Origin of the sequence: Mesorhizobium sp. M1342 (assembly GCF_040317955.1) — a bacterium.
Lineage (GTDB): Bacteria > Pseudomonadota > Alphaproteobacteria > Rhizobiales > Rhizobiaceae > Mesorhizobium.
This window is the reverse complement of the sequence record NZ_JAMYLI010000010.1, coordinates 88,806-106,983: the sequence shown is the minus strand read 5'-3', so window position 1 is coordinate 106,983 and position 18,178 is coordinate 88,806. Positions and strand designations below refer to the sequence as shown.

At 61.9% G+C, this 18,178-nt stretch carries 16 protein-coding genes; 10 read left to right on the top strand and 6 right to left on the bottom strand.

All coding sequences use genetic code 11. The features are described 5' to 3' along the window. Nucleotides 1-44: 44 nt before the first annotated feature. From choV to NKH06_RS12430, 3 genes are all read right to left on the bottom strand, one after another. The gene (gene choV, locus NKH06_RS12440) at nt 45-1,226 is read right to left on the bottom strand and encodes a choline ABC transporter ATP-binding protein (protein ID WP_352759557.1); all 1,182 of its coding nucleotides are present in this window, start codon (nt 1,224-1,226) and stop codon (nt 45-47) included. Next, on the bottom strand, nt 1,223-2,077 hold the full coding sequence (gene choW / locus NKH06_RS12435; RefSeq protein ID WP_128303732.1) for a choline ABC transporter permease subunit: 855 nt from the start codon (nt 2,075-2,077) through the stop codon (nt 1,223-1,225). Before choW ends, choV begins: the two co-directional genes overlap by 4 nt. A 123-nt stretch (nt 2,078-2,200) precedes the next feature. Further along, a complete protein-coding gene (locus tag NKH06_RS12430) occupies nt 2,201-3,136 on the bottom strand; it encodes a choline ABC transporter substrate-binding protein (RefSeq protein WP_023809863.1) in 936 nt (311 codons plus the stop codon). Nucleotides 3,137-3,394: 258 nt separating this feature from the next. On the opposite strand from NKH06_RS12430, the gene NKH06_RS12425 reads away from it, so the two are divergent. Beyond that, nucleotides 3,395-4,006, top strand: a complete 612-nt coding sequence (locus NKH06_RS12425; protein ID WP_352674731.1) for a thymidine kinase — start codon at nt 3,395-3,397, stop codon at nt 4,004-4,006. Between the two features lie 70 nt (nt 4,007-4,076). Here the strand turns inward: NKH06_RS12425 and NKH06_RS12420 are convergent, their stop codons facing one another. Next, nucleotides 4,077-4,973, bottom strand: coding sequence for a DMT family transporter (locus tag NKH06_RS12420; RefSeq protein WP_128303731.1), 897 nt, complete (start codon nt 4,971-4,973; stop codon nt 4,077-4,079). A 101-nt stretch (nt 4,974-5,074) separates the two neighbouring features. On the opposite strand from NKH06_RS12420, the gene NKH06_RS12415 reads away from it, so the two are divergent. From NKH06_RS12415 to NKH06_RS12380, 8 genes are all read left to right on the top strand, one after another. After that, entirely contained in the window at nt 5,075-5,932 is an 858-nt protein-coding gene (locus NKH06_RS12415) for a LysR substrate-binding domain-containing protein (protein ID WP_128303730.1), read from the top strand. Nucleotides 5,933-6,046: 114 nt separating this feature from the next. Continuing rightward, a complete protein-coding gene (locus NKH06_RS12410; RefSeq protein ID WP_128303729.1) occupies nt 6,047-6,436 on the top strand; it encodes a c-type cytochrome in 390 nt (129 codons plus the stop codon). A 311-nt stretch (nt 6,437-6,747) separates the two neighbouring features. Further along, on the top strand, nt 6,748-7,836 hold the full coding sequence (locus NKH06_RS12405) for a hypothetical protein (RefSeq protein WP_127266549.1): 1,089 nt from the start codon (nt 6,748-6,750) through the stop codon (nt 7,834-7,836). A 31-nt stretch (nt 7,837-7,867) separates the two neighbouring features. Continuing rightward, nucleotides 7,868-9,013 carry a hypothetical protein gene (locus NKH06_RS12400; RefSeq protein ID WP_352610498.1) on the top strand — a complete coding sequence of 382 codons (1,146 nt, stop codon included), beginning with the start codon at nt 7,868-7,870 and terminating at the stop codon, nt 9,011-9,013. A gap of 24 nt (nt 9,014-9,037) precedes the next feature. Then, the gene (locus NKH06_RS12395) at nt 9,038-10,948 is read left to right on the top strand and encodes an AAA family ATPase (RefSeq protein ID WP_352893182.1); all 1,911 of its coding nucleotides are present in this window, start codon (nt 9,038-9,040) and stop codon (nt 10,946-10,948) included. Between the two features lie 195 nt (nt 10,949-11,143). After that, on the top strand, nt 11,144-12,454 hold the full coding sequence (locus tag NKH06_RS12390; RefSeq protein ID WP_128303726.1) for a DUF6638 family protein: 1,311 nt from the start codon (nt 11,144-11,146) through the stop codon (nt 12,452-12,454). 206 nt (nt 12,455-12,660) lie between these two features. After that, nucleotides 12,661-13,785 (top strand): DUF2333 family protein, encoded by a 1,125-nt coding sequence (locus tag NKH06_RS12385; protein ID WP_013529949.1) that lies wholly within the window; start codon nt 12,661-12,663, stop codon nt 13,783-13,785. 312 nt (nt 13,786-14,097) lie between these two features. Further along, the gene (locus NKH06_RS12380) at nt 14,098-15,777 is read left to right on the top strand and encodes a formate--tetrahydrofolate ligase (RefSeq protein ID WP_023809872.1); all 1,680 of its coding nucleotides are present in this window, start codon (nt 14,098-14,100) and stop codon (nt 15,775-15,777) included. Nucleotides 15,778-15,842: 65 nt separating this feature from the next. Here the strand turns inward: NKH06_RS12380 and NKH06_RS12375 are convergent, their stop codons facing one another. Next, the gene (locus NKH06_RS12375) at nt 15,843-16,487 is read right to left on the bottom strand and encodes a cysteine hydrolase family protein (RefSeq protein ID WP_352893179.1); all 645 of its coding nucleotides are present in this window, start codon (nt 16,485-16,487) and stop codon (nt 15,843-15,845) included. 127 nt (nt 16,488-16,614) lie between these two features. Between NKH06_RS12375 and NKH06_RS12370 the strand changes: the two genes are divergently transcribed. Further along, a complete protein-coding gene (locus tag NKH06_RS12370) occupies nt 16,615-17,610 on the top strand; it encodes a GlxA family transcriptional regulator (RefSeq protein ID WP_352893177.1) in 996 nt (331 codons plus the stop codon). Nucleotides 17,611-17,615: 5 nt separating this feature from the next. On the opposite strand, the gene NKH06_RS12365 is transcribed toward NKH06_RS12370, so the two are convergent. Beyond that, the gene (locus NKH06_RS12365) at nt 17,616-18,173 is read right to left on the bottom strand and encodes a sugar O-acetyltransferase (protein ID WP_352610505.1); all 558 of its coding nucleotides are present in this window, start codon (nt 18,171-18,173) and stop codon (nt 17,616-17,618) included. Between the last annotated feature and the right edge of the window lie 5 nt (nt 18,174-18,178).

Genomic DNA, 18,178 nt, shown 5'->3' with positions numbered 1-18,178 from the left:
TCAAGCAGCCTCCGCTGCCCGCGGCGGCGTCCACGAATTTGGCGTTACCGCCGCAGCACCGCGCTCAGCACATCGCGGATGCCGATGGCGCCGACGAAGCGCGACTGGTCGTCGAACAGCGCCACAGGAGCGGTCTGCGAGCGGTGCATGGCCAGCATGACGGTTTTCAGCGAGGTGCCCGGGTTGGCCCAGAACACCTGCGCTACTTCCTCGGGCTGGGCTTCGACGTCGGCGCAGGACACCCACACCGCCGGCTTGCCGTCGCGTTCGGCCGCCGCCACCAGCCCGTGATCATCGATCTTGAAGCGCGTCGTCTTGCGGCGGTCGAGCCACACCCAGCCATCCTTGCCGTGCTCCAGATCGCGACGGTCGCGCATCACGTTCCAGGCGGTCAGCACCGACAGCGGGTTCACATTGGCGATGAAGTCGCGGACATAGTCGTTGGCAGGCCGCAGCACGATGTCCTCCGGCGCGCCGGTTTGCACGATGCGCCCACCCTCCATGATGGTGATGTGGGAGCCAATCTTCAGCGCCTCCTCGAGGTCGTGGCTGACAAAGATGATGGTCTTCTTCAACTCGGCCTGCAGCTGCAGCAATTCGTCCTGCAGCTTGGTGCGGATCAGCGGGTCGAGCGCCGAGAACGGCTCGTCCATCAGCAGGATCGGCGCCTCGGTGGCGAAGGCCCGCGCCAGGCCGACGCGCTGCTGCATGCCGCCCGACAGCTCATGCGCGTATTTCTTCGACCACTGGTCGAGATTGACCAGCTTGAGCTGGCGTTGCACGCGCTCCTTGCGCTCGGCTTCCGGTACGCCGGCGAGTTCGAGGCCGAGACCGACATTCTCCTCCACCGTACGCCAGGGCAAAAGGCCGAACTGCTGGAACACCATCGCCACCTGTTTCTGGCGCAGGCGCCGCAGGGTCGCCTCGTCGCAGGTGACGACGTCGACGGTTTTGTCGCCATCCTTGACCAGCACCTGGCCGCGCGACACCACGTTGAGCCGGTTGACCGCCCGCAGCAATGTCGACTTGCCCGAACCGGAGAGACCCATCAGCACGGAGATTTCGCCCTCGTTCACGGTCAGGCTGGCGCCGGCGCAACCCAGTACATTGCCGGTCTTGTCGAGGATCTCGGCGCGGCTGGCTCCGGCGTCGATCATCTTCAGCGATCCGGCCTGGTCGGCGCCGAAGACGATATCGACGTTCCGGAAATCGACGGCGACCGTCATTTCTTGCCTCCAACGGCGATGCGGGTCATCCGGTCGAGCACGATGGCCAAAACGACGATGGCGAGGCCCGCCTCAAGCCCGAGGTCGATCTTGCGCGAACCCAGCGCCCGGTTGATTTCGGTGCCGAGGCCGCCGGCGCCGATCAGTGCGGCAAACACCACCATCGACAGCGACAGCATAATGCACTGCGTCAGACCGGCCATGATGGTGGGCAGCGCCGAGGGCAGCTCCACCTTCCACAGCAACTGGCTCTTGGTGGCGCCGAACGCCTCGCCGGCTTCGACGATCGACTTCGGCACCGAGACAACGCCGAGATGCGTGAGACGAACCGCGGTCGGGATGACGAAGATGATGGTGACGATGAGGCCGGGCGCATTGCCGAGGCCGAACAGCGTCAGCACCGGGATCAGGTAGACGAAGGTCGGCAGCGTCTGCATCAAATCGAGCACCGGCAGCATGACGCGATAGACCTTCGGCTTGTGCGCCGCCCAGATACCGAGTGGCACACCGATGGCCATCGAGACGGCGGCGGCGGCAACCACCAGCACCAGCGTCTCTACCGTCTGCTTCCAGAGGTTCTGGTTGAGGATGAACAGCAATCCGAGAAAGACAGCCATGGCCAAGCCTCTCGATCGCTGCAGATAATAGGCAAGCAGTGCAATCAGCGCGATGAGAAGGACCGGCGGTACCAGCAGCAGCGTGTCGACCACTCCGTCGAGCAGGAAATTCAAACCGCCGGAGAGACCGCGGAAGAAGGTGTTGAAATTGTCGGTAAGGAAGGTGAAGAACGCTTTGCCCCATTCGCCTATGGGGATCTTGTAACTGACAAAGAATTTTGAAATCGGATCCATCTTGCCCCTCTTTGACAGTCGCCGTCCTTGCCGGACGGTCATCTTGTCACAGGATATGAAAAAGGGCAGCCCCTTCTAAAGTGACTGCCCTTCTTGATCGGTCACGCCGAACGCAAGACCTGCTCAGCTTCCGAGCGCAGTCTTCACGGCTGCAGCCGCGTCGCCGCCATCGAAAGTGGTCACGCCGGCAATCCATGGAGCAACCGCGTCCGGATGCTTCTTGAGCCAGTCGGTCGCAGCCGTATTGGCATCGGCGCCCTTGAGGATCGCGTCCATTATCTCGCCTTCCATGTCGAGATTGAACTTCAGGTTGGCGATGAATTTGCCGGCATTCGGGCACTCGGTGGTGTAACCCTTGCGCACATTGGTATGCACGGTGGCTGCGCCAAAGCCGCTGTCGCCCATGCCATCGAGATAGGTGATCTTCATGGCACCCATCACCGGATGCGGCGTCCAACCGAGGAACGCGATCCACTCATTGCTCTTGATCGACTGCTCGGCCTGCGTGAGCATGCCAGCCTCCGAGGATTCGACCAGCTCGAAGCCTTCGAGATTGTCCTTCGGGTTCTTGATCATGTCGAGGATGATGCGGTTACCATCATTGCCGGCCTCGATGCCGTAGATCTTGCCGTCGAACTTGTCCTTGAACTTGCCGAGGTCGGTCAGCGTCTTGACGCCGGCGTCCGCGACATAGGTCGGCACGACGATACCGTAGCCGGCGCCACTGAGGTTTTCGCTGATGGTCTCGACCGAACCGTCGGCGGTGTAGTCCTTGATGTCGTTGGTCATCGACGGCATCCAGTTGCCGAGGAAGACATCAAGATCCTTGTTCTTCAGCGACGCCATGGTCACCGGCACCGACAGCTGGATCGTCTGCGGTTCGTAGCCGAGCGCGGTGAGCAGTACCGATGCGACGCCGGTCGTCGCCTGGATGTCGGTCCAGCCGACATCGGAAAGACGCACCGCCTTGCAGCTCGCCGGATCGCCGGCAAAGGCAGCGCTGGTGGACAAAAAAGCCGCCAGGCCGAGGCCGGCGACGAAAGAGTTCATACGCGACATAGACAGTCTCCCATTGTGATTCTTTGGCGAAGCGTAGCTACGGTTTCTATGCCCGCCTTGTTTCGTCAGCCAAACACCATTCTGGTGTGGTTTCAAGCATTAAGACAATCACGATCAACGGCGCGGGCTGGCCAATCAGCGACACATCAGGCGCTTTTGCCATGCCGGACGGTTTTTTCGAAGACGGGCGGGCTTTTTCAGGGGAATGCGGGCGACCGCCCCTCCCCGTATCAGGGCAAGTCGGCTTAAAAGAGCGGCATGGCCAAGCTTTACTTCCACTACGCGACTATGAACGCCGGCAAGACGACGATGCTCTTGCAGGCCTCTTACAATTATCGCGAGCGCGGCATGGGCACGATGCTGTTCGTCGCCGGCCACTACCGCAAGGGCGACACCGGCCTGATCTCGTCGCGCATCGGCCTGGAGACGGAAGCCGAGATGTTCCGCGATGGCGACGATCTGTTCACCCGCGTCGCCGATCATCACGCGCATACGTCAGTGCATTGCGTCTTCGTCGACGAGGCGCAGTTCCTCGAGGAGGAGCAGGTCTGGCAGCTCGCCCGCATCGCCGACCGGCTGAATATCCCGGTCATGTGCTACGGCCTGCGCACCGATTTCCAGGGCAAGCTGTTTTCCGGCTCGCGCGCGCTGCTGGCCATCGCCGACGATTTGCGCGAAGTGCGTACAATCTGCCGCTGCGGCCGCAAGGCGACGATGGTCGTGCGCCTCGGCCCCGATGGCAAAGTGGCGCGCCAGGGCGAGCAGGTGGCGATCGGCAAGGACGTCTATGTCTCGCTCTGCCGCCGTCATTGGGAAGAAGAAATGGGCCGCGCCGCGCCCGACGACTTCATCGGCTTTATCAAGGGCTGACTCTGTCTCTTGGTTTTTGGAGCAATTCCCAGGGGGAGCGCTATGTGCTTTTCTTGGAATTGCACCGGGCTCATACGGTCGAGACACGCCACTTCGGAAACCGCCAACCCAGCCGCACACCCAGCGTCGCCACTGCAATCAGCGCCATGCCGGCAGCCTGCGCCGGTCCGAGCGGATGCCCATAGATCGCCCAGTCGACGATGATGGCGACGACGGGATAGATGAAGGTGATGACGCCGATCACCGGTGTCGTCAGGCGCGGAAAGGCCGAATTCATCAACACGTAGGCGATGCCAGTGTGCAGCACGCCGATGCCGAGCAGCCAGCCCCATGACGCAGGCGCAATATGTTGGCCGATGCCGGCGAACGGGGCGAGCATGACGACCCCAACCAGTGTTTGGCAGAGTACCGTAATTTCGGCGCGCTGCTGACCAAGGCCCTTGGCGAGGATCGTTGTAACGGCGTAGAGCATTGCGCCGCCCAGCGTCAGCGCAATGCCCGGCGCCCAGTTGGCATCGTCGTGGCCGTGCGCGAAGACGAGGCCGCTGGCCAGCACGACGCCGAGAAACGCACCGAGCATCCACAGCAGTTGGTCGAGCGAGATGCGCTCCTTGAGGAAGACGACACCGATCAGGACCACGAAGAACGGCTGGATATGGTAGATAATCGTCGTCGTGGCGATCGATGTCATGGCGAAGCCGGCGAAGAAGGCCGTCCAGCTCAGCACCATGCACACGCCGGCAAGTGCTGCAAGGGCAAGCCGAGACGGCGACAGCGTCCGATCCGGCAGATAGCCGCGCAACAGGCACCATAAGAAAAGGAATATCGCGCCGAACACACATCGCCAGAAGACGACGGCAACGGGATGCAGCCCCGATTCCGTGGCGAAGGCGCCGACCGTACCGGCGATCACCATTGCCAGAGCAAGGCTCGCGGCCGGAAAGCGGGCTGTCGAGGCGTCCGTCATGTGGTGGTTTCCCAGCGATCCCAGCAACCATCTGGTCACTGGCGCCACCTTCAAACAAGCGAATAGATTTGTGATGACCTATTCGATATACTGATAGCACCATGGCCGCGCCACTCGATCTCAATCTGCTGAAAACCTTTGTCGCCGTCGTCGAGAGCGGCAGCCTTTCCAATGCAGCACCCAGGGTCGGCCGCAGCCAGTCGGCGGTCAGCATGCAGATGCAGCGGCTGGAGGAGATGGTCGGCAACCAGCTTCTGGTGCGTGGTCCCAGAACCGTCACTCCCAATGCGATCGGCGAGGATTTCCTGATCTATGCGCGCCGGTTGCTGAAACTGTCGGATGAAGCCTGGGCAAGTGTCACCCGGCCCAAGGAAACAGGCAGCGTCCGCTTGGGGGTGCCCGACGATTATGCCGCCTTCCTCCTGCCGCCCGTGCTCTCACGCTTCGCGGCGGAGCATCCCCTGGTGACGGTGGAGTTGATCTGCGAACAGTCGACCGCGCTGGTGAAGACGCTGGCGGAGGGGCGGCTGGATCTGGCGATCATCACCCGCTTGCCGGAGCAGCCGCTTGAGGTGATCCGGCTGGAACGCTTCGTCTGGGTCGCCTCATCAAACCATGTCGCCTGGGAGACCGATCCGCTTCCGGTCGCCTTGTTCGAACCGGGCTGCGCCGCCAGGATGAATGTCCTGCAGGCGCTTGGCGATGCCGACCGCTCCTATCGCTGTACCTATTCAAGCGCCTCTCTGCTTGGCCTGATCGCCGTCGTCCAGGCCGGGCTCGCGGTGGCTGGCCTCGCCCTGCGCAGCGTACCACCGTCGCTGCGCATCGTCGGCGGCAATGAAGGGCTTCCGGTGCTGCCGGACCTCGAAATCGGCATCCTTCGCAACCCGCTGTCGACGACCCAGGCGGTCGAGCGGCTGAATGATTTCCTGCGCCGCGATCTGGCACAACAGGCCTGACTCGCGGGCCTGTCTTCCGCAATCCCGCCGCGATGCAGCGTTTGTTTCCGCGATGCAGCGTTTGTTAAAGCCTCGGTACTATAAGGCCGCCAGCCAGAACTCTCCGGGGGCAGCATGTTTCGAGCCGCTTCGTCCGCCAGCATCCTTCTCCTTGCCAGCTCGCTTGTGGCCCATGCCGGCGGCGACCCGGCCCTGGGCAAGAAGGCCTTCAACCGGTGCATGGCCTGCCATGAAGCAGCCACCGACCGCGACAAGGTCGGTCCGCATCTGCTGGGCGTCGTTGGTCGCACCGCCGGAAGTGCGGAGAGTTTTCTTGGCCGCTATTCCGAGGCGATGAAGAGTGCCGGCGCCGCCGGCCTGGTCTGGGATGAAGGCAATCTCGCCGAGTATCTCAAGGCACCCAAGCTGAAAGTGCCCGGCAACAAGATGGCGTTTGCCGGCCTGGCCAAGGACGACGACATCGCCAATGTCATTGCCTACCTGAAGGCCGATCCCAAGCCCTGATCCGCTGTTCGCCAGCTCTGTAAAGCCGGCTTTCTCCTCGCATATCGCGGCCGCGATTGCTTCGGTGGTTTGCCCAATACAAAGGCATCCGTGCGCCTTCGCCTTGCAGCATGAAAGTTCAATGACAGCTGAACTATGGCTGGTCGGCAAGCTAATCACGCCAAGCCCACGCCTTCACTGGCTTTCAAGACCCTGACGAATTTTTTTGTTTTCACGCCGCCCTTATCTTCACGTCTTTCAATCCCCTGATGCCCCACATATATTCGCCGCTGTTCGCGACCAGCGACGTCATGCCGAAGCGGGAGGCCCCAATGGCGACATTGCAGAATTTCGACGCCGAAATTGCCAAGACCAAGCAGGTCGTGCAGGACATGCGCTCCAAGATCGAGCAATCCGGCACCATGCTTGATACGCTTGCCACATCAGACAAGAAGATCGGCGACGCAAATTTCGACCTCGAGAACGCCCGCATCGAGGATGTGCTGAAGCAGCAGAAGGTGATGGAAGGCAACATTGCCGACCTGATCATCGGGCTGGAGGACGCCACCAACGTCTTCGGCGCCGAGTTCGAGAGCATGAAGAACTACACCGGCTGGGAAAAATTCATTGGCATCTTCTCCAGCCAGAGCAAGCAGCGCATGCGCACCGACCGCGTTCGCAACATGTCGCTGGCCGGCAATCTGCAGGAACTGCTGGTCAAATCCGACACCATCGTCGGCATATTGAAGGCGCAGAAAGAGGTTCTCGACCAACGCTACAAGACCTCGGAAACCAGCCTGTCTCAGGTTATCGAGCGCCGCAAGACCACCATGACCAATCTCGAAGCCGTGCAGAAGCGCATCGAGGAGCTCAACCCGATGCTGCTCGACATCGAAAACAAGATCGCCGCTTCGACCAGCCAGAAAGACCGCACGCAGCTCGAAGGCGAACGCTCCAAGCTGGCGACGGAATACAACGAAAAGCAGGCCAAGGAGCAGGAGCTGCTGGCCGAGAGCCAGACGCTCGAGCGTTACACCTCGATGTTCCAGACCTTCGTCGATTCGCTCAACAACCAGATCGCCGCGCAATCGACGCTGATCAACAAGCTGACCATCGATACCGAGCAGCGCATCGTGCTCTACAAAGCGCTGGAAGATTCGCTGAAGACCGCCGCCCAGCAGGACGTCGCCCACAAGATCAACACGCTGGGCAGCCAGGTCGACAACACCGCCGAGGAAACCATGGCCGGCATCGGTGCTGCTTCGCAAAAGCACATCGGCGACCTGCTCGAGATGCACGAGAAGAACATGGTCGCTACCGCCGACATCCAGCGCCGCAAGAAGCTGGCCGACGATGCCTTTGCCCGCCGCTTCGACGAGGTGCTGAAGAAGCACAATTCGGCGAACTACGTGCAGTCTTAGGAGTGACAGGACTGCCCGCGAGCGCACAGGCATGACCCCCGAAAACGAAACGGCGGCACGGTATTTTTCCGCCATCACGGCCGCACTCAGCGGCCTTGAAGTGTTCATGCGCGACGATCGCTCGCCGCTCTACCGGCATGGCATCGTCGCCAAGATCGTCGCCGAACACATCGCCAGGCTCGACAAGTCGTTTTCCTGCTGGCGCAACCGGCTCGGCTTCATGGACACATTCCACATTTCGCGCGCCGAAAGCGGATTTCCGGTGTTCCAGAACTTGCTCGAACTGGAAAACGACCGACGCCAGGCCGACGCGCGGCTTGCCAACATTCCGCTCGCCGGCGAGTTGCGCGAGGAAATGGCCGACTTCATCCTGCGCCACAAGGAATTCCCCGCGGCGCTGCAGAAGTCGATAGCCGAGCGGCTTTATCTCGAGGACGTGAAAAGCGAGAACACGTTCGGCCCGTTCACCTTGGCGCAAACGGCCAAGGTCTCGGTCAATCCGAAGACGGGGCGGCCTTATTATCTCGTCCACTGGGCGACGTTCGACGGCAGCGCCAACCTGCCGCTAGTCTACATGGTGACAGTGGAGGATTCGTCCGAAACGATGATTCGCCAGCTTGTCGATAGAAACGGCAAGCTGAACGAGACGATTGACATTCCGCTGCCGGTCGATGGCCTGCTCAATCCCGAGCTTGCCCACCGTTTCGACGATTTCACCGAGAAGAACTCCGCCTATACGCTGTCGCCGGCGACCATCGCGGTCAATCTCGACAAGGATTTCGAGCCGCTGCACCCCAAGCAGCTGCGCCGCGTTGTGCTCGGCCCGTTCTATTCGGCTGGCATCACCGACAACAATTCGACGGTGACCGAGGTTTTGGCCAAGGTGCGCAAGCCGGAAAATGCCTGGCTTTTGACCTGGACCATCCAGGAGGTCTATTCCAAGGCAGAAAAGCCCGGCCGCAAGGGCCTGTTTTCGAGCGAGAAGACGACGCAGGAATTCTTCATCAACACCGACGATCTGGAAGCCGCGCGCCAAGGCGTGTCGAGCTACGAAAACCATGCGCTGATCCCGCACGAGGCCTATCAGGCGCTCTACGCCGCCGGCGAGGCGCAGAAGATTTTTGCCGGCTACAAGGTTCACATTCTGTCCAACGGACAGGTCATCTCAGACGTCTGACCGTCACACCACGGAGCACCCTTCATGGATACCGGCCTGACCACCATCCCGGAAGCCGCCATCGAGAAGCACCGCGCCACCGCGCAGAGCTTCATCACCCGCGTCGTCGTGCTGGAGGACCCGTCTAGCTCCTCCGGCACAGCACTTGCCGGCACCAACCGCCGCTTTGTCTCGACCGTCTCGGTCGGCTCCGTGCGTCGCACGCGCGAGGTCGAGCTGGCCAAGACCGTCGGCGCCGTTCATCCCGACGACCAGTTGCTGACCATCCCGCAGCACACGCTGTTGTTTCGCGCCCGGCGCGGCACGGCGATCGCGCTGGCAATATCGGATGTCTTTGCCGAAAGTTCGGATCTCGAAAGTCTGCAGGCCAGGAACACCCGCGCGCCGCTCGAAGGCGACGAGGCGTCCACCTTCAAGAAGCTTCTGTCGGCCTCCGCCTACATCTCCGCCTTCAGCCTCGCCTCCTATCTGTTCCAGCTGATCGACAGCGACGGCGAGGCACCCAACGACATCCCCGAGCCGGACTTCCTGTTCGACACGCCGCAGGATGCGGTGAAGTCTATCCTCGCCGGCCTCGACAAGGCGATATCGGGATCGTCCGACGACGCCGATCTGATGACAAGGGCGCGTGCGTTCGCCCGCGTCGCCATCGACGGGCTGCTGGCCCGCAAGGGCCGCTTCGACGGCATCGGCCCGTTCGAGAACGCGCATATCCGTATCGATGCCGACGATTTCACCCTCGATGGTTTCGACGTCGCGCCGGGCAAGCGTTCAAAACCGCTGGTGATGACATTCAAGAAGCCGGAAGAGGTCGTCGGCAATCACATCGCCAAATACCAGTCGGTCAAGCTCGCCAAGATGCTGATGGCCTACGACTTCGAGCGCGAACTCAATCCGTTCGTCGAACTCGGCGGCTTCCTGTTCACCTTCATCGGCGACGGCGCCCCCGGCACCGGCAAGACGACCCTGATCCAGATGATCGCCGGCCTCGTCAACGGCTACTGCCAGGTCGCCGGCTATCCCTTCGCCTACGAGAATTTCGGCGTCGACCAGATCTCGTCCTATCAGGGCAAATCAGGCCAGAACTGCCGCCAGTTCATCAACAATGTGCTGAACCCGCGCGTCATCGGATTCGGCACCATCGACGACATCGACCAGGTGGCGGCGCGCCGCTCAGACGACCGCGCCTCGGCCGGCCAGCAGGAAATCACCGGCGTGTTGATGGATGCCTTCGCCGGTGCCGCGACCGTGGTGCGCGGCAATTGCTCGTTCGGCATGTTCTCCAACTATCCCGAAAATGTCGACGACGCGCTGCGCCAGCGCGCCGGCGCCCGCTGGCTGGTCGACGGGCCGCAGAGCCGCAACGACTACATCGATATTTTTGTCCTGCTGGCGGGAAAAAACCACAAGATCCCGCTCGGCGACCACGATCTCTACGCCGCGCAGGAAATCCAGCGCGCCGTGACCGAAGCCTATGAGGGGCACGAGAAGCCGCAAGAAGACGGGCTGATGAAGGTCTACGAGCGCTACATGAAGGAGAACGGCGCACCGAAATCGATGGCCGACATCGGCACCTATCTGCACCTGATCAAGGATGCCGAGCCCCGCTTCACCGGCCGCGCCATCAAAAACGTCACCGACGCCATCAAGATGCGCGCCATGGACATCGAGCTTCCCGACGACTGGTTCGAGAAGCCGGAAGTCTTCATGCACAAGGGTTATGACGAGAAGAAAGCGATGATCGAGGAACTGCGCGGCCCCTTTTCGATGGACATGGTCATGCAGGAGATCAACCGCTACGCCGACTCGGAGTTCCGCTATTCCGACAAGTCCGACGACTCCGCCGTACAAAAACTGCTGCGCGACGCCCGTCTGCGCGAGCGGGCCGCGCGCGAGATGGAGGAGATGAAGAAGAAGGGGCTGTGGAATGCGTGAGTGCGCGCCTACCCCCCTCTGGCCTGCCGGCCATCTCCCCCTCAAGGGGGGAGATCGACTTCCATCATCGCTTTCGCCAATCTTCGACCTATCTGGAAAAGCAGCATGGACGACGCTGCCAATCTCCCCCCTTGAGGGGGAGATGGCCGGCAAGCCAGAGGGGGGTGCTGGCACGCTCCTAGGGAGCGATGCACCTTGACCGCCAAACCTACCAAGAAGCCCGATCTTCTGCGCGACAATGAGCTGATCTACGGCCGGTTGCTGACGGTCGACGAGCCGCATCTGATCCAGCGCTACAACAAAGCGCTCGCCGCGTTCGGCTTGAAGCCGACCAAGCTGAAGAGCTTCCAGATCGACCGCACCGGCTTCTCGCCGGAAGTGGCCGAGGAATGCGATGATTATGACTATCTCGATCCCAACGAGGTCAACCGCCGCTTCATCATCCTGACGCCGTCGCAGATCGACCTGCCGGTGGTGCACACCGCCTTCTCCAACACCTCGCAACTCATGTTCGAGTTCATGTCCAGGAACCGGCGCGCCATCGATGCGCTGACGATCAAGGACGTCATCTACGGCGAGATCGAGGATTCCATTCCCAAGGTCAACGACATCGAGGATTTGCTGTCGATCAGCCAGGTCGAATTCAAGGTGCTGTCGGCCGAGGATGTGCTGGGCAAGGCCGCCGAACTCGGCAAGCTCGTGGACCGGCTGAAGCAGGAGCCCGATGCCTGGCGCGACAGCGACATGCTGAACCGCATGGTGGAGCTCGCCAAGATCTGCGGCGACGTCCGCGAGAACGCGCTGGTGCCCGACCAGGTGATCTTCCGCCACAATGCCTACTGGACCAGCCACTTCGGCGGCCTCTACGTGTTCGTCGATCCGGATATAACGACGGTGATCAGCGATCCGGCCGCCCCCGGTTTCCGCCGCTCGCGGCCGTGGCAGGTCAGCTATCTCTCCATCAACGACGCCGACAAGGTGTTCAAGTTCCTCGCCACCACCGGCCGCATCGAGCTGCCGCGTGCCTCCTGGGTGGAGACCTCGGGCTATCTCGAGCACCGCGCCGAGATGGTGGTGCGCGCGCTGATCCGCGATGCCGAGCCGAACCGCAATTTGACCGATGTCGACAAGGTCTGGCTGCAGACCTGGATCCAGAGCCATGCCGACCTGATCACCAGAGACGGCAATTTTCCGTTCCTCAACGCCGCCAAGCGCGAGATCGCCCAACTCGGCCACCTCAAGATCGAGGATGTCTTCCCGCAGCAACGTTTCCTTGTCATCCGCGCCAAGCCTGACCACCCCGACGCCTGGCTGACCAACCGGCTGATCTCGGATTTCGTACCGTCGGACTTCGTCTCGCGCTACATCTTCAACAAGGACGGCTTTTATGAGGACTATGGCGGCTTCAGCGACGCGTGGCGATCGCATGTTGTGGACGTTCTCAAAACCACATATTTGAAGGACAAGGTGGCGTTTCGCACACGCCTCTACGGCCTGACTGACTAATGCATGTCGCCCAAAAGTGACCTCGGTTTTGGGAGAACGACATGCATAGACCAAAGACCTAAAGCGCGTCGCATGAATCCGTTCGACGCGACGCGCTTTAGAACGAAATGAATCGTTATGTCGTTCTAACTTCTTGTTTTGGCGCATGATGTTATCCAAAAAGCCTGCAACTTTTTGGCGTCATGCTTTGAGGGGGTGACACAGCCATGCTCGATCCGATCGTGAATTTCTTCACCCGCATTTTCCAGTGGATTGGCCGCGGCATCGGCCTGTTAATCGGCGTGATCCTGTGGCCCTTCCTGTGGGCCGGGCGCTGGTACACGCAGCGCGGCTGGATCCTCAAGGCGGCGGTCGGCCTTGCCCTGCTGGTGCTGATCGGCCTCTACGCCAATTTCTTCTACGCCACCCAGTGGTGGAACAATTTCAACCCGAACTATCCCGACACCTACACGTTCGAGAAGCGCAATGTCTCCGCCGGCGAACAGGTCTCCGCCGGCGCCGGCACCGACACGGCCAAGACCTGCGGCAACTCCGGCATTGCCCAGATCGCCGCCGACCTGACCGACTTCAACGTCAACCAGAATGCCTGGATCTCGTCGATGATCCTCTACAAGCTTGGCCTGTTCGGCATCGACTGGGACAACACGCCGTGGATGGACAACAAGGCCTCCTTCCAGCGCGGCATCAACCAGGCGGTGCGGCGCACCGCGACCGAACTCGCTGACAATCTCGGCCGCGTCCGCACCACCTCGCAGATCGACAGCGATCTGCAGAATGCCCGCGGCAACCTGCAGTTCGACGAGGAGACCTGGTATTTCGGCCTGAACCCGTTTGGCCCCAAGACGCCGACACCGAGCTACTATCGCGACGCCGTGCGCATGCTGCGTTCCTTCAACGCTCGCCTTGCCACCTGCCAGGCGACATTCGACGCCCGCGCCGACAATCTGAAACAGTATATCGACCGCATCTCGTCCGACATCGGCTCGACCTCGGCGATCCTCAAGGAACGCGCCGAGAACCACAACAATGGCTGGTTCGACTTCCGCGCCGACGACCGCTACTGGTTCGCCTATGGCCAGCTCTACGGCTATTACGGCCTGATGAAGGGCGCCCAGGCCGACTTCGAGGACGTCATCAAGGAAAAGCATCTGCAGAACCTGTGGGACACGATGGACTCGCAGTTCGTTTCGGCGCTGAAGATCCAGCCTTTCATCATCGCCAATGGCCGCGAGGATGGCTGGCTGTTGCCGACGCATCTGACGACGATGGGCTTCTATGTGCTCAGGGTGCGCTCCAACATGGTCGAAATCAGCAACGTTCTGACGCAGTAGCGCTGTTCCATTAGGGACCAAGCGATGGCGAATTTGCGCCGTCGCCTCTGTCGCATTCCGTGCATTGTGCGGCTGTTTTGAGACGGCGGCGCGGCGTGTCCTCTGGCTTCTATACGGCGCGGCAACGGAGCCAGGAAGAACCGATGACAGGTCGGCCGGTCCGCAGAGGAATTTTCTCTATAGGAAACATAGTTGCATGAAAGTTGACGCCGCGGCAGCGACAGGGTTAGAACATGCCCGCGCCCGGGTCCAACCTGCCTGCGAGTAAGATCAACCCGTCCCCTCCATCGTCCAATCCAGAGGAAAGCCGTCATGGCCGAAGTGAAGTCCGACATCGAGATCGCGCGCGGCGCCAGGAAAAAGCAGATCCAGGAGATCGGCCAGAAGATCGGTATCCCGACCGAACATTTGCTGCCCTATGGCCACGACAAGGCCAAGATCTCAGCTGAATTCATCAAATCGGTGAAGGGCAACAAGGACGGCAAGCTGATCCTCGTCACCGCCATCAACCCGACGCCGGCCGGCGAAGGCAAGACCACGACCACGGTCGGTCTCGGCGACGGCCTGAACCGCATCGGCAAGAAGGCGATCATCTGCATCCGCGAGGCCTCGCTGGGCCCGAACTTCGGCGTCAAGGGCGGTGCCGCCGGCGGCGGCTATGCGCAAGTCGTGCCGATGGAGGACATGAACCTCCACTTCACCGGCGACTTCCATGCCATCACCACGGCGCACAATTTGCTTTCGGCGCTGATCGACAACCACATCTACTGGGGCAATGAGCTCGGCATCGACACCCGCCGCGTCGTCTGGCGCCGCGTCATGGACATGAACGACCGCGCGCTGCGCGAAATCATCTGCTCGCTCGGCGGCGTCGCCAACGGATTCCCGCGCGAGGGCGGTTTCGATATCACCGTCGCCTCGGAAGTCATGGCCATCCTGTGCCTGTCGACCGACCTGAAGGACCTCGAAAAGCGCCTCGGCGACATCATCGTCGCCTATCGCCGCGACAAGTCGCCGGTCTATGCCCGCGACCTCAAGGCCGACGGCGCCATGGCCGTGCTGTTGAAGGACGCCATGCAGCCGAACCTGGTGCAGACGCTGGAGAACAACCCGGCCTTCGTGCATGGCGGCCCGTTCGCCAACATCGCGCATGGCTGCAACTCGGTCGTCGCCACCACGACGGCGCTCAAGCTCGCCGACTACGTCGTCACCGAAGCCGGCTTCGGCGCTGACCTCGGTGCTGAAAAGTTCTTCGACATCAAGTGCCGCAAGGCGGGCCTCAAGCCGGCGGCGGCCGTCATTGTCGCCACCGTGCGCGCCATGAAAATGAATGGCGGCGTCAAGAAGGAAGACCTCGGCAAGGAAAACGTCGAAGCGGTGAAGAAGGGCTGCGCCAATCTCGGCCGCCACATCGAGAACATCCGCCAGTTCGGCGTGCCGGCGGTGGTTGCCATCAACCACTTCTACTCCGACACCGACGCCGAGATCCAGGCGATGAAGGACTATGTCGCCTCGATGGGCGAAGAGGCGATCCTGTGCAAGCACTGGGCGCACGGCTCGGCCGGCATCGAGGATCTCGCCAACAAGGTGGTGGCACTGGCCGAATCCGGTGCTTCGCAGTTCGCGCCGCTCTATCCCGATGCCATGCCGCTGTTCGAGAAGATCAACACCATCGTCCAGCGCATCTATCGCGGCTCGGAAGCGATCGCCGACAAGTCGGTGCGCGACCAGCTCAAGGCCTGGGAAGACGCCGGATACGGCCACTTGCCGGTGTGCATGGCCAAGACGCAGTACTCGTTCTCGACCGACCCGAACCTGCGCGGCGCGCCGACCGGCCACACGGTGCCGGTGCGCGAGGTCAGGCTTTCGGCCGGTGCCGGCTTCGTCGTCATCATCTGCGGCGAGGTCATGACCATGCCCGGCCTGCCCAAGGCGCCGTCCTCGGAAAAGATCTTCCTCAACGAGATGGGCCAGATCGAAGGCCTGTTCTAAAATCCTTCAGTTCAAACCGCAAAGGGCGCCGCAGCGATGCGGCGCCCTTCTGTTTTCGGATAACCCTAAGCAGCGCTGCGCGAGAGCGCCCGCTGGTTGGAGCCGAAGATGGTGTCGCGTTCCGGCAGCGCGCCGGTCTTCAGGCACTCGACCCATTCGGCGGTCTTGAGCACGGCGGCGAAGCGCGACTGCAGGATGATCGTGACCACGCGGTGGATCTCCTCGGCCGAGGCGTAGCCGGCGCTGTTGGCGTAAGGCACCGAGCCGGTCGCATCCGACAGGAACTCGACGGCAAAGCCCATATGCACGGCGTGGATGATGGTCGACAGGTCGCAATTATGCGTCATGTAGCCGACCACCGTGATCGTATCGATGGCGTTGGCGCGCAGCCAGTCCTCGAGGTCGGTGCCGGTGAAGGCGGAGGGCAGGTTCTTTTCGACATAATGGTCGCGCTCACGCTTGGCGATTTCGGGATGCAGTTCGCCGCCATGGCTTCCCCTAGCGAAGATCGGCGATGTCTCGGGCGCCATCTGCTTGACGACCACCACCTTGATGCCGGCAGCAGTCGCTGCATCCATCGCCCGCGCCACATTGACGACGCTGTCGCGGAACGGCGGATGCTGGATGGCGAGATTGCCGCCGTCATAGTCGTTCTGCACATCGACGACGATCAGCGCCCGGCGTGGCGTGGTGTTGGCTAGGTCAGACATGGTGTTTTCCTTTCCGGCTTGAATGCGATGGGCCGAAAATAGACGGGTCGCCGGCCTGCTAAAAGTGGCCCGATTGACATCATTCGAAAGAATTGGGACAATCCGCTTTCAACTACCGGAAGCACCCATGACCGACCCGATCATTGCCGTCCTCGCCTTCGACGGCATCAGCCCGTTCCATCTTTCCGTGCCCTGCCTGGTCTTCGCAGAGGACAGGACGGCGCTTGGCCTGCCGCGCTTCGACTTCCGCATCTGCGCGGTCAAGCCCGGCCCGATCCACACCGAGGCCGGACTGACAATTGCCCCGCCGCATGGGCTCGAAGGCCTCGACGGCGCCGATATCGTCATCATTCCAAGCTGGCATCATCTCGGCGAGCCGGCATCGCCGCCGCTGATGGAGGCGTTGCGCCGGGCGCACCAACGCGGCGCCTTGATCGTCGGCCTGTGCCTCGGAACCTTCGCCATTGCCGCGGCCGGGCTGCTTTCGGGCCGTCGTGCCGCTACGCACTGGGCCTATTCCGAACAGTTGCAGAAACTCCATCCCGACGTCGCCGTCGACGCTTCGGTGCTCTATGTCGACAATGGCGACATCGTGACCTCGGCCGGCGTCGCCGCCGGTCTCGACTGCTGTCTCCACATCGTGCGCGCCCGCTACGGCGCGGAAGCGGCATTGCGGCTCGCCCGCCAGATCGTTCTTTCTCCGCATCGGCAGGGCGGGCAGGCGCAATTCATCGAGCATCCGGTGGCAAGAAGCGCCGACGCCGACCGCTTCACCCAGGCCCTGGACTCAGTTCGTGCGACGCTTGGCGAGACGCATAGCCTCGACAGCGTCGCCGAGGCCGCTGGCCTGACCCGCCGCACCTTTACCCGTCGCTTTCAGAAATCGATCGGCGCCAGCTTTGGCGATTGGCTGACCAGCCAGCGGATCGAACTGGCGCAGCGTTTGCTGGAAGCGACGGAGAAATCCATGGACATAGTGGCCTTCGAAGCCGGCTTCGGCAGCGCCACCTCGCTGCGCCAGCATTTTTCGGCACGGCTCAAGACATCGCCGGCGCAATACCGGCGGGAATTCTCCAGAAGGACCGATCAGGACGAGCGCATGACGTACGTCCTATCGTCCTGACCTGTTCAGCCTCGCTTGATCGCCCGCGCCGGATTGCCGAGCACCGTGGTGTTCGCAGCCACGTCGCGCGTTACCACCGCCCCCGCACCGACGATGGCACCTTCACCAATGCTGACGCCGCCAAGGATGACGGCTGAGCCGCCGATCCAGGCATTGGCGCCGATCTCGACGGGTCGGGCGATCTCCAGTCCGGCCTGCCGCCCACTGGCCTCCTTGTGATGCTCGGCGCAATAGATCTGCACATTGGGACCGAGCAGCGTTCCCTTGCCGATGCGCACACTCGCTGTGTCGAGGATGGTGCAGCCGGCATTGAGAAAGACCCCGTCGCCGAGAAAGATGTTGAAGCCATAGGCGCAGTGGAACGGCGCCTCGATGCGGGCGCCCTCACCGGCGTTGCCGAGCAAAGTTTTCAAGCCCGGCCCGAGATTGCCGCGCTGCCGCGGCGGCAGGCAATTGTGCTCGAACACCGCGTCACGCGCGACAACACGCAAGGACTCCAGCTCATCATCGAGGCAGGTGTACCATTCGCCGGCCGCCATCTTCACGCGCTCGCTTTCGACCATGACGC

Coding starts and splice junctions, on each gene's coding strand:
- choV (WP_352759557.1), bottom strand. CDS start 1,226: ATGACGGTCGCCGTCGATTTCCGGAACGTCGATATCGTCTTCGGCGCC.
- choW (WP_128303732.1), bottom strand. CDS start 2,077: ATGGATCCGATTTCAAAATTCTTTGTCAGTTACAAGATCCCCATAGGC.
- NKH06_RS12430 (WP_023809863.1), bottom strand. CDS start 3,136: ATGTCGCGTATGAACTCTTTCGTCGCCGGCCTCGGCCTGGCGGCTTTT.
- NKH06_RS12425 (WP_352674731.1), top strand. CDS start 3,395: ATGGCCAAGCTTTACTTCCACTACGCGACTATGAACGCCGGCAAGACG.
- NKH06_RS12420 (WP_128303731.1), bottom strand. CDS start 4,973: ATGACGGACGCCTCGACAGCCCGCTTTCCGGCCGCGAGCCTTGCTCTG.
- NKH06_RS12415 (WP_128303730.1), top strand. CDS start 5,075: ATGGCCGCGCCACTCGATCTCAATCTGCTGAAAACCTTTGTCGCCGTC.
- NKH06_RS12410 (WP_128303729.1), top strand. CDS start 6,047: ATGTTTCGAGCCGCTTCGTCCGCCAGCATCCTTCTCCTTGCCAGCTCG.
- NKH06_RS12405 (WP_127266549.1), top strand. CDS start 6,748: ATGGCGACATTGCAGAATTTCGACGCCGAAATTGCCAAGACCAAGCAG.
- NKH06_RS12400 (WP_352610498.1), top strand. CDS start 7,868: ATGACCCCCGAAAACGAAACGGCGGCACGGTATTTTTCCGCCATCACG.
- NKH06_RS12395 (WP_352893182.1), top strand. CDS start 9,038: ATGGATACCGGCCTGACCACCATCCCGGAAGCCGCCATCGAGAAGCAC.
- NKH06_RS12385 (WP_013529949.1), top strand. CDS start 12,661: ATGCTCGATCCGATCGTGAATTTCTTCACCCGCATTTTCCAGTGGATT.
- NKH06_RS12380 (WP_023809872.1), top strand. CDS start 14,098: ATGGCCGAAGTGAAGTCCGACATCGAGATCGCGCGCGGCGCCAGGAAA.
- NKH06_RS12375 (WP_352893179.1), bottom strand. CDS start 16,487: ATGTCTGACCTAGCCAACACCACGCCACGCCGGGCGCTGATCGTCGTC.
- NKH06_RS12370 (WP_352893177.1), top strand. CDS start 16,615: ATGACCGACCCGATCATTGCCGTCCTCGCCTTCGACGGCATCAGCCCG.
- NKH06_RS12365 (WP_352610505.1), bottom strand. CDS start 18,173: ATGGTCGAAAGCGAGCGCGTGAAGATGGCGGCCGGCGAATGGTACACC.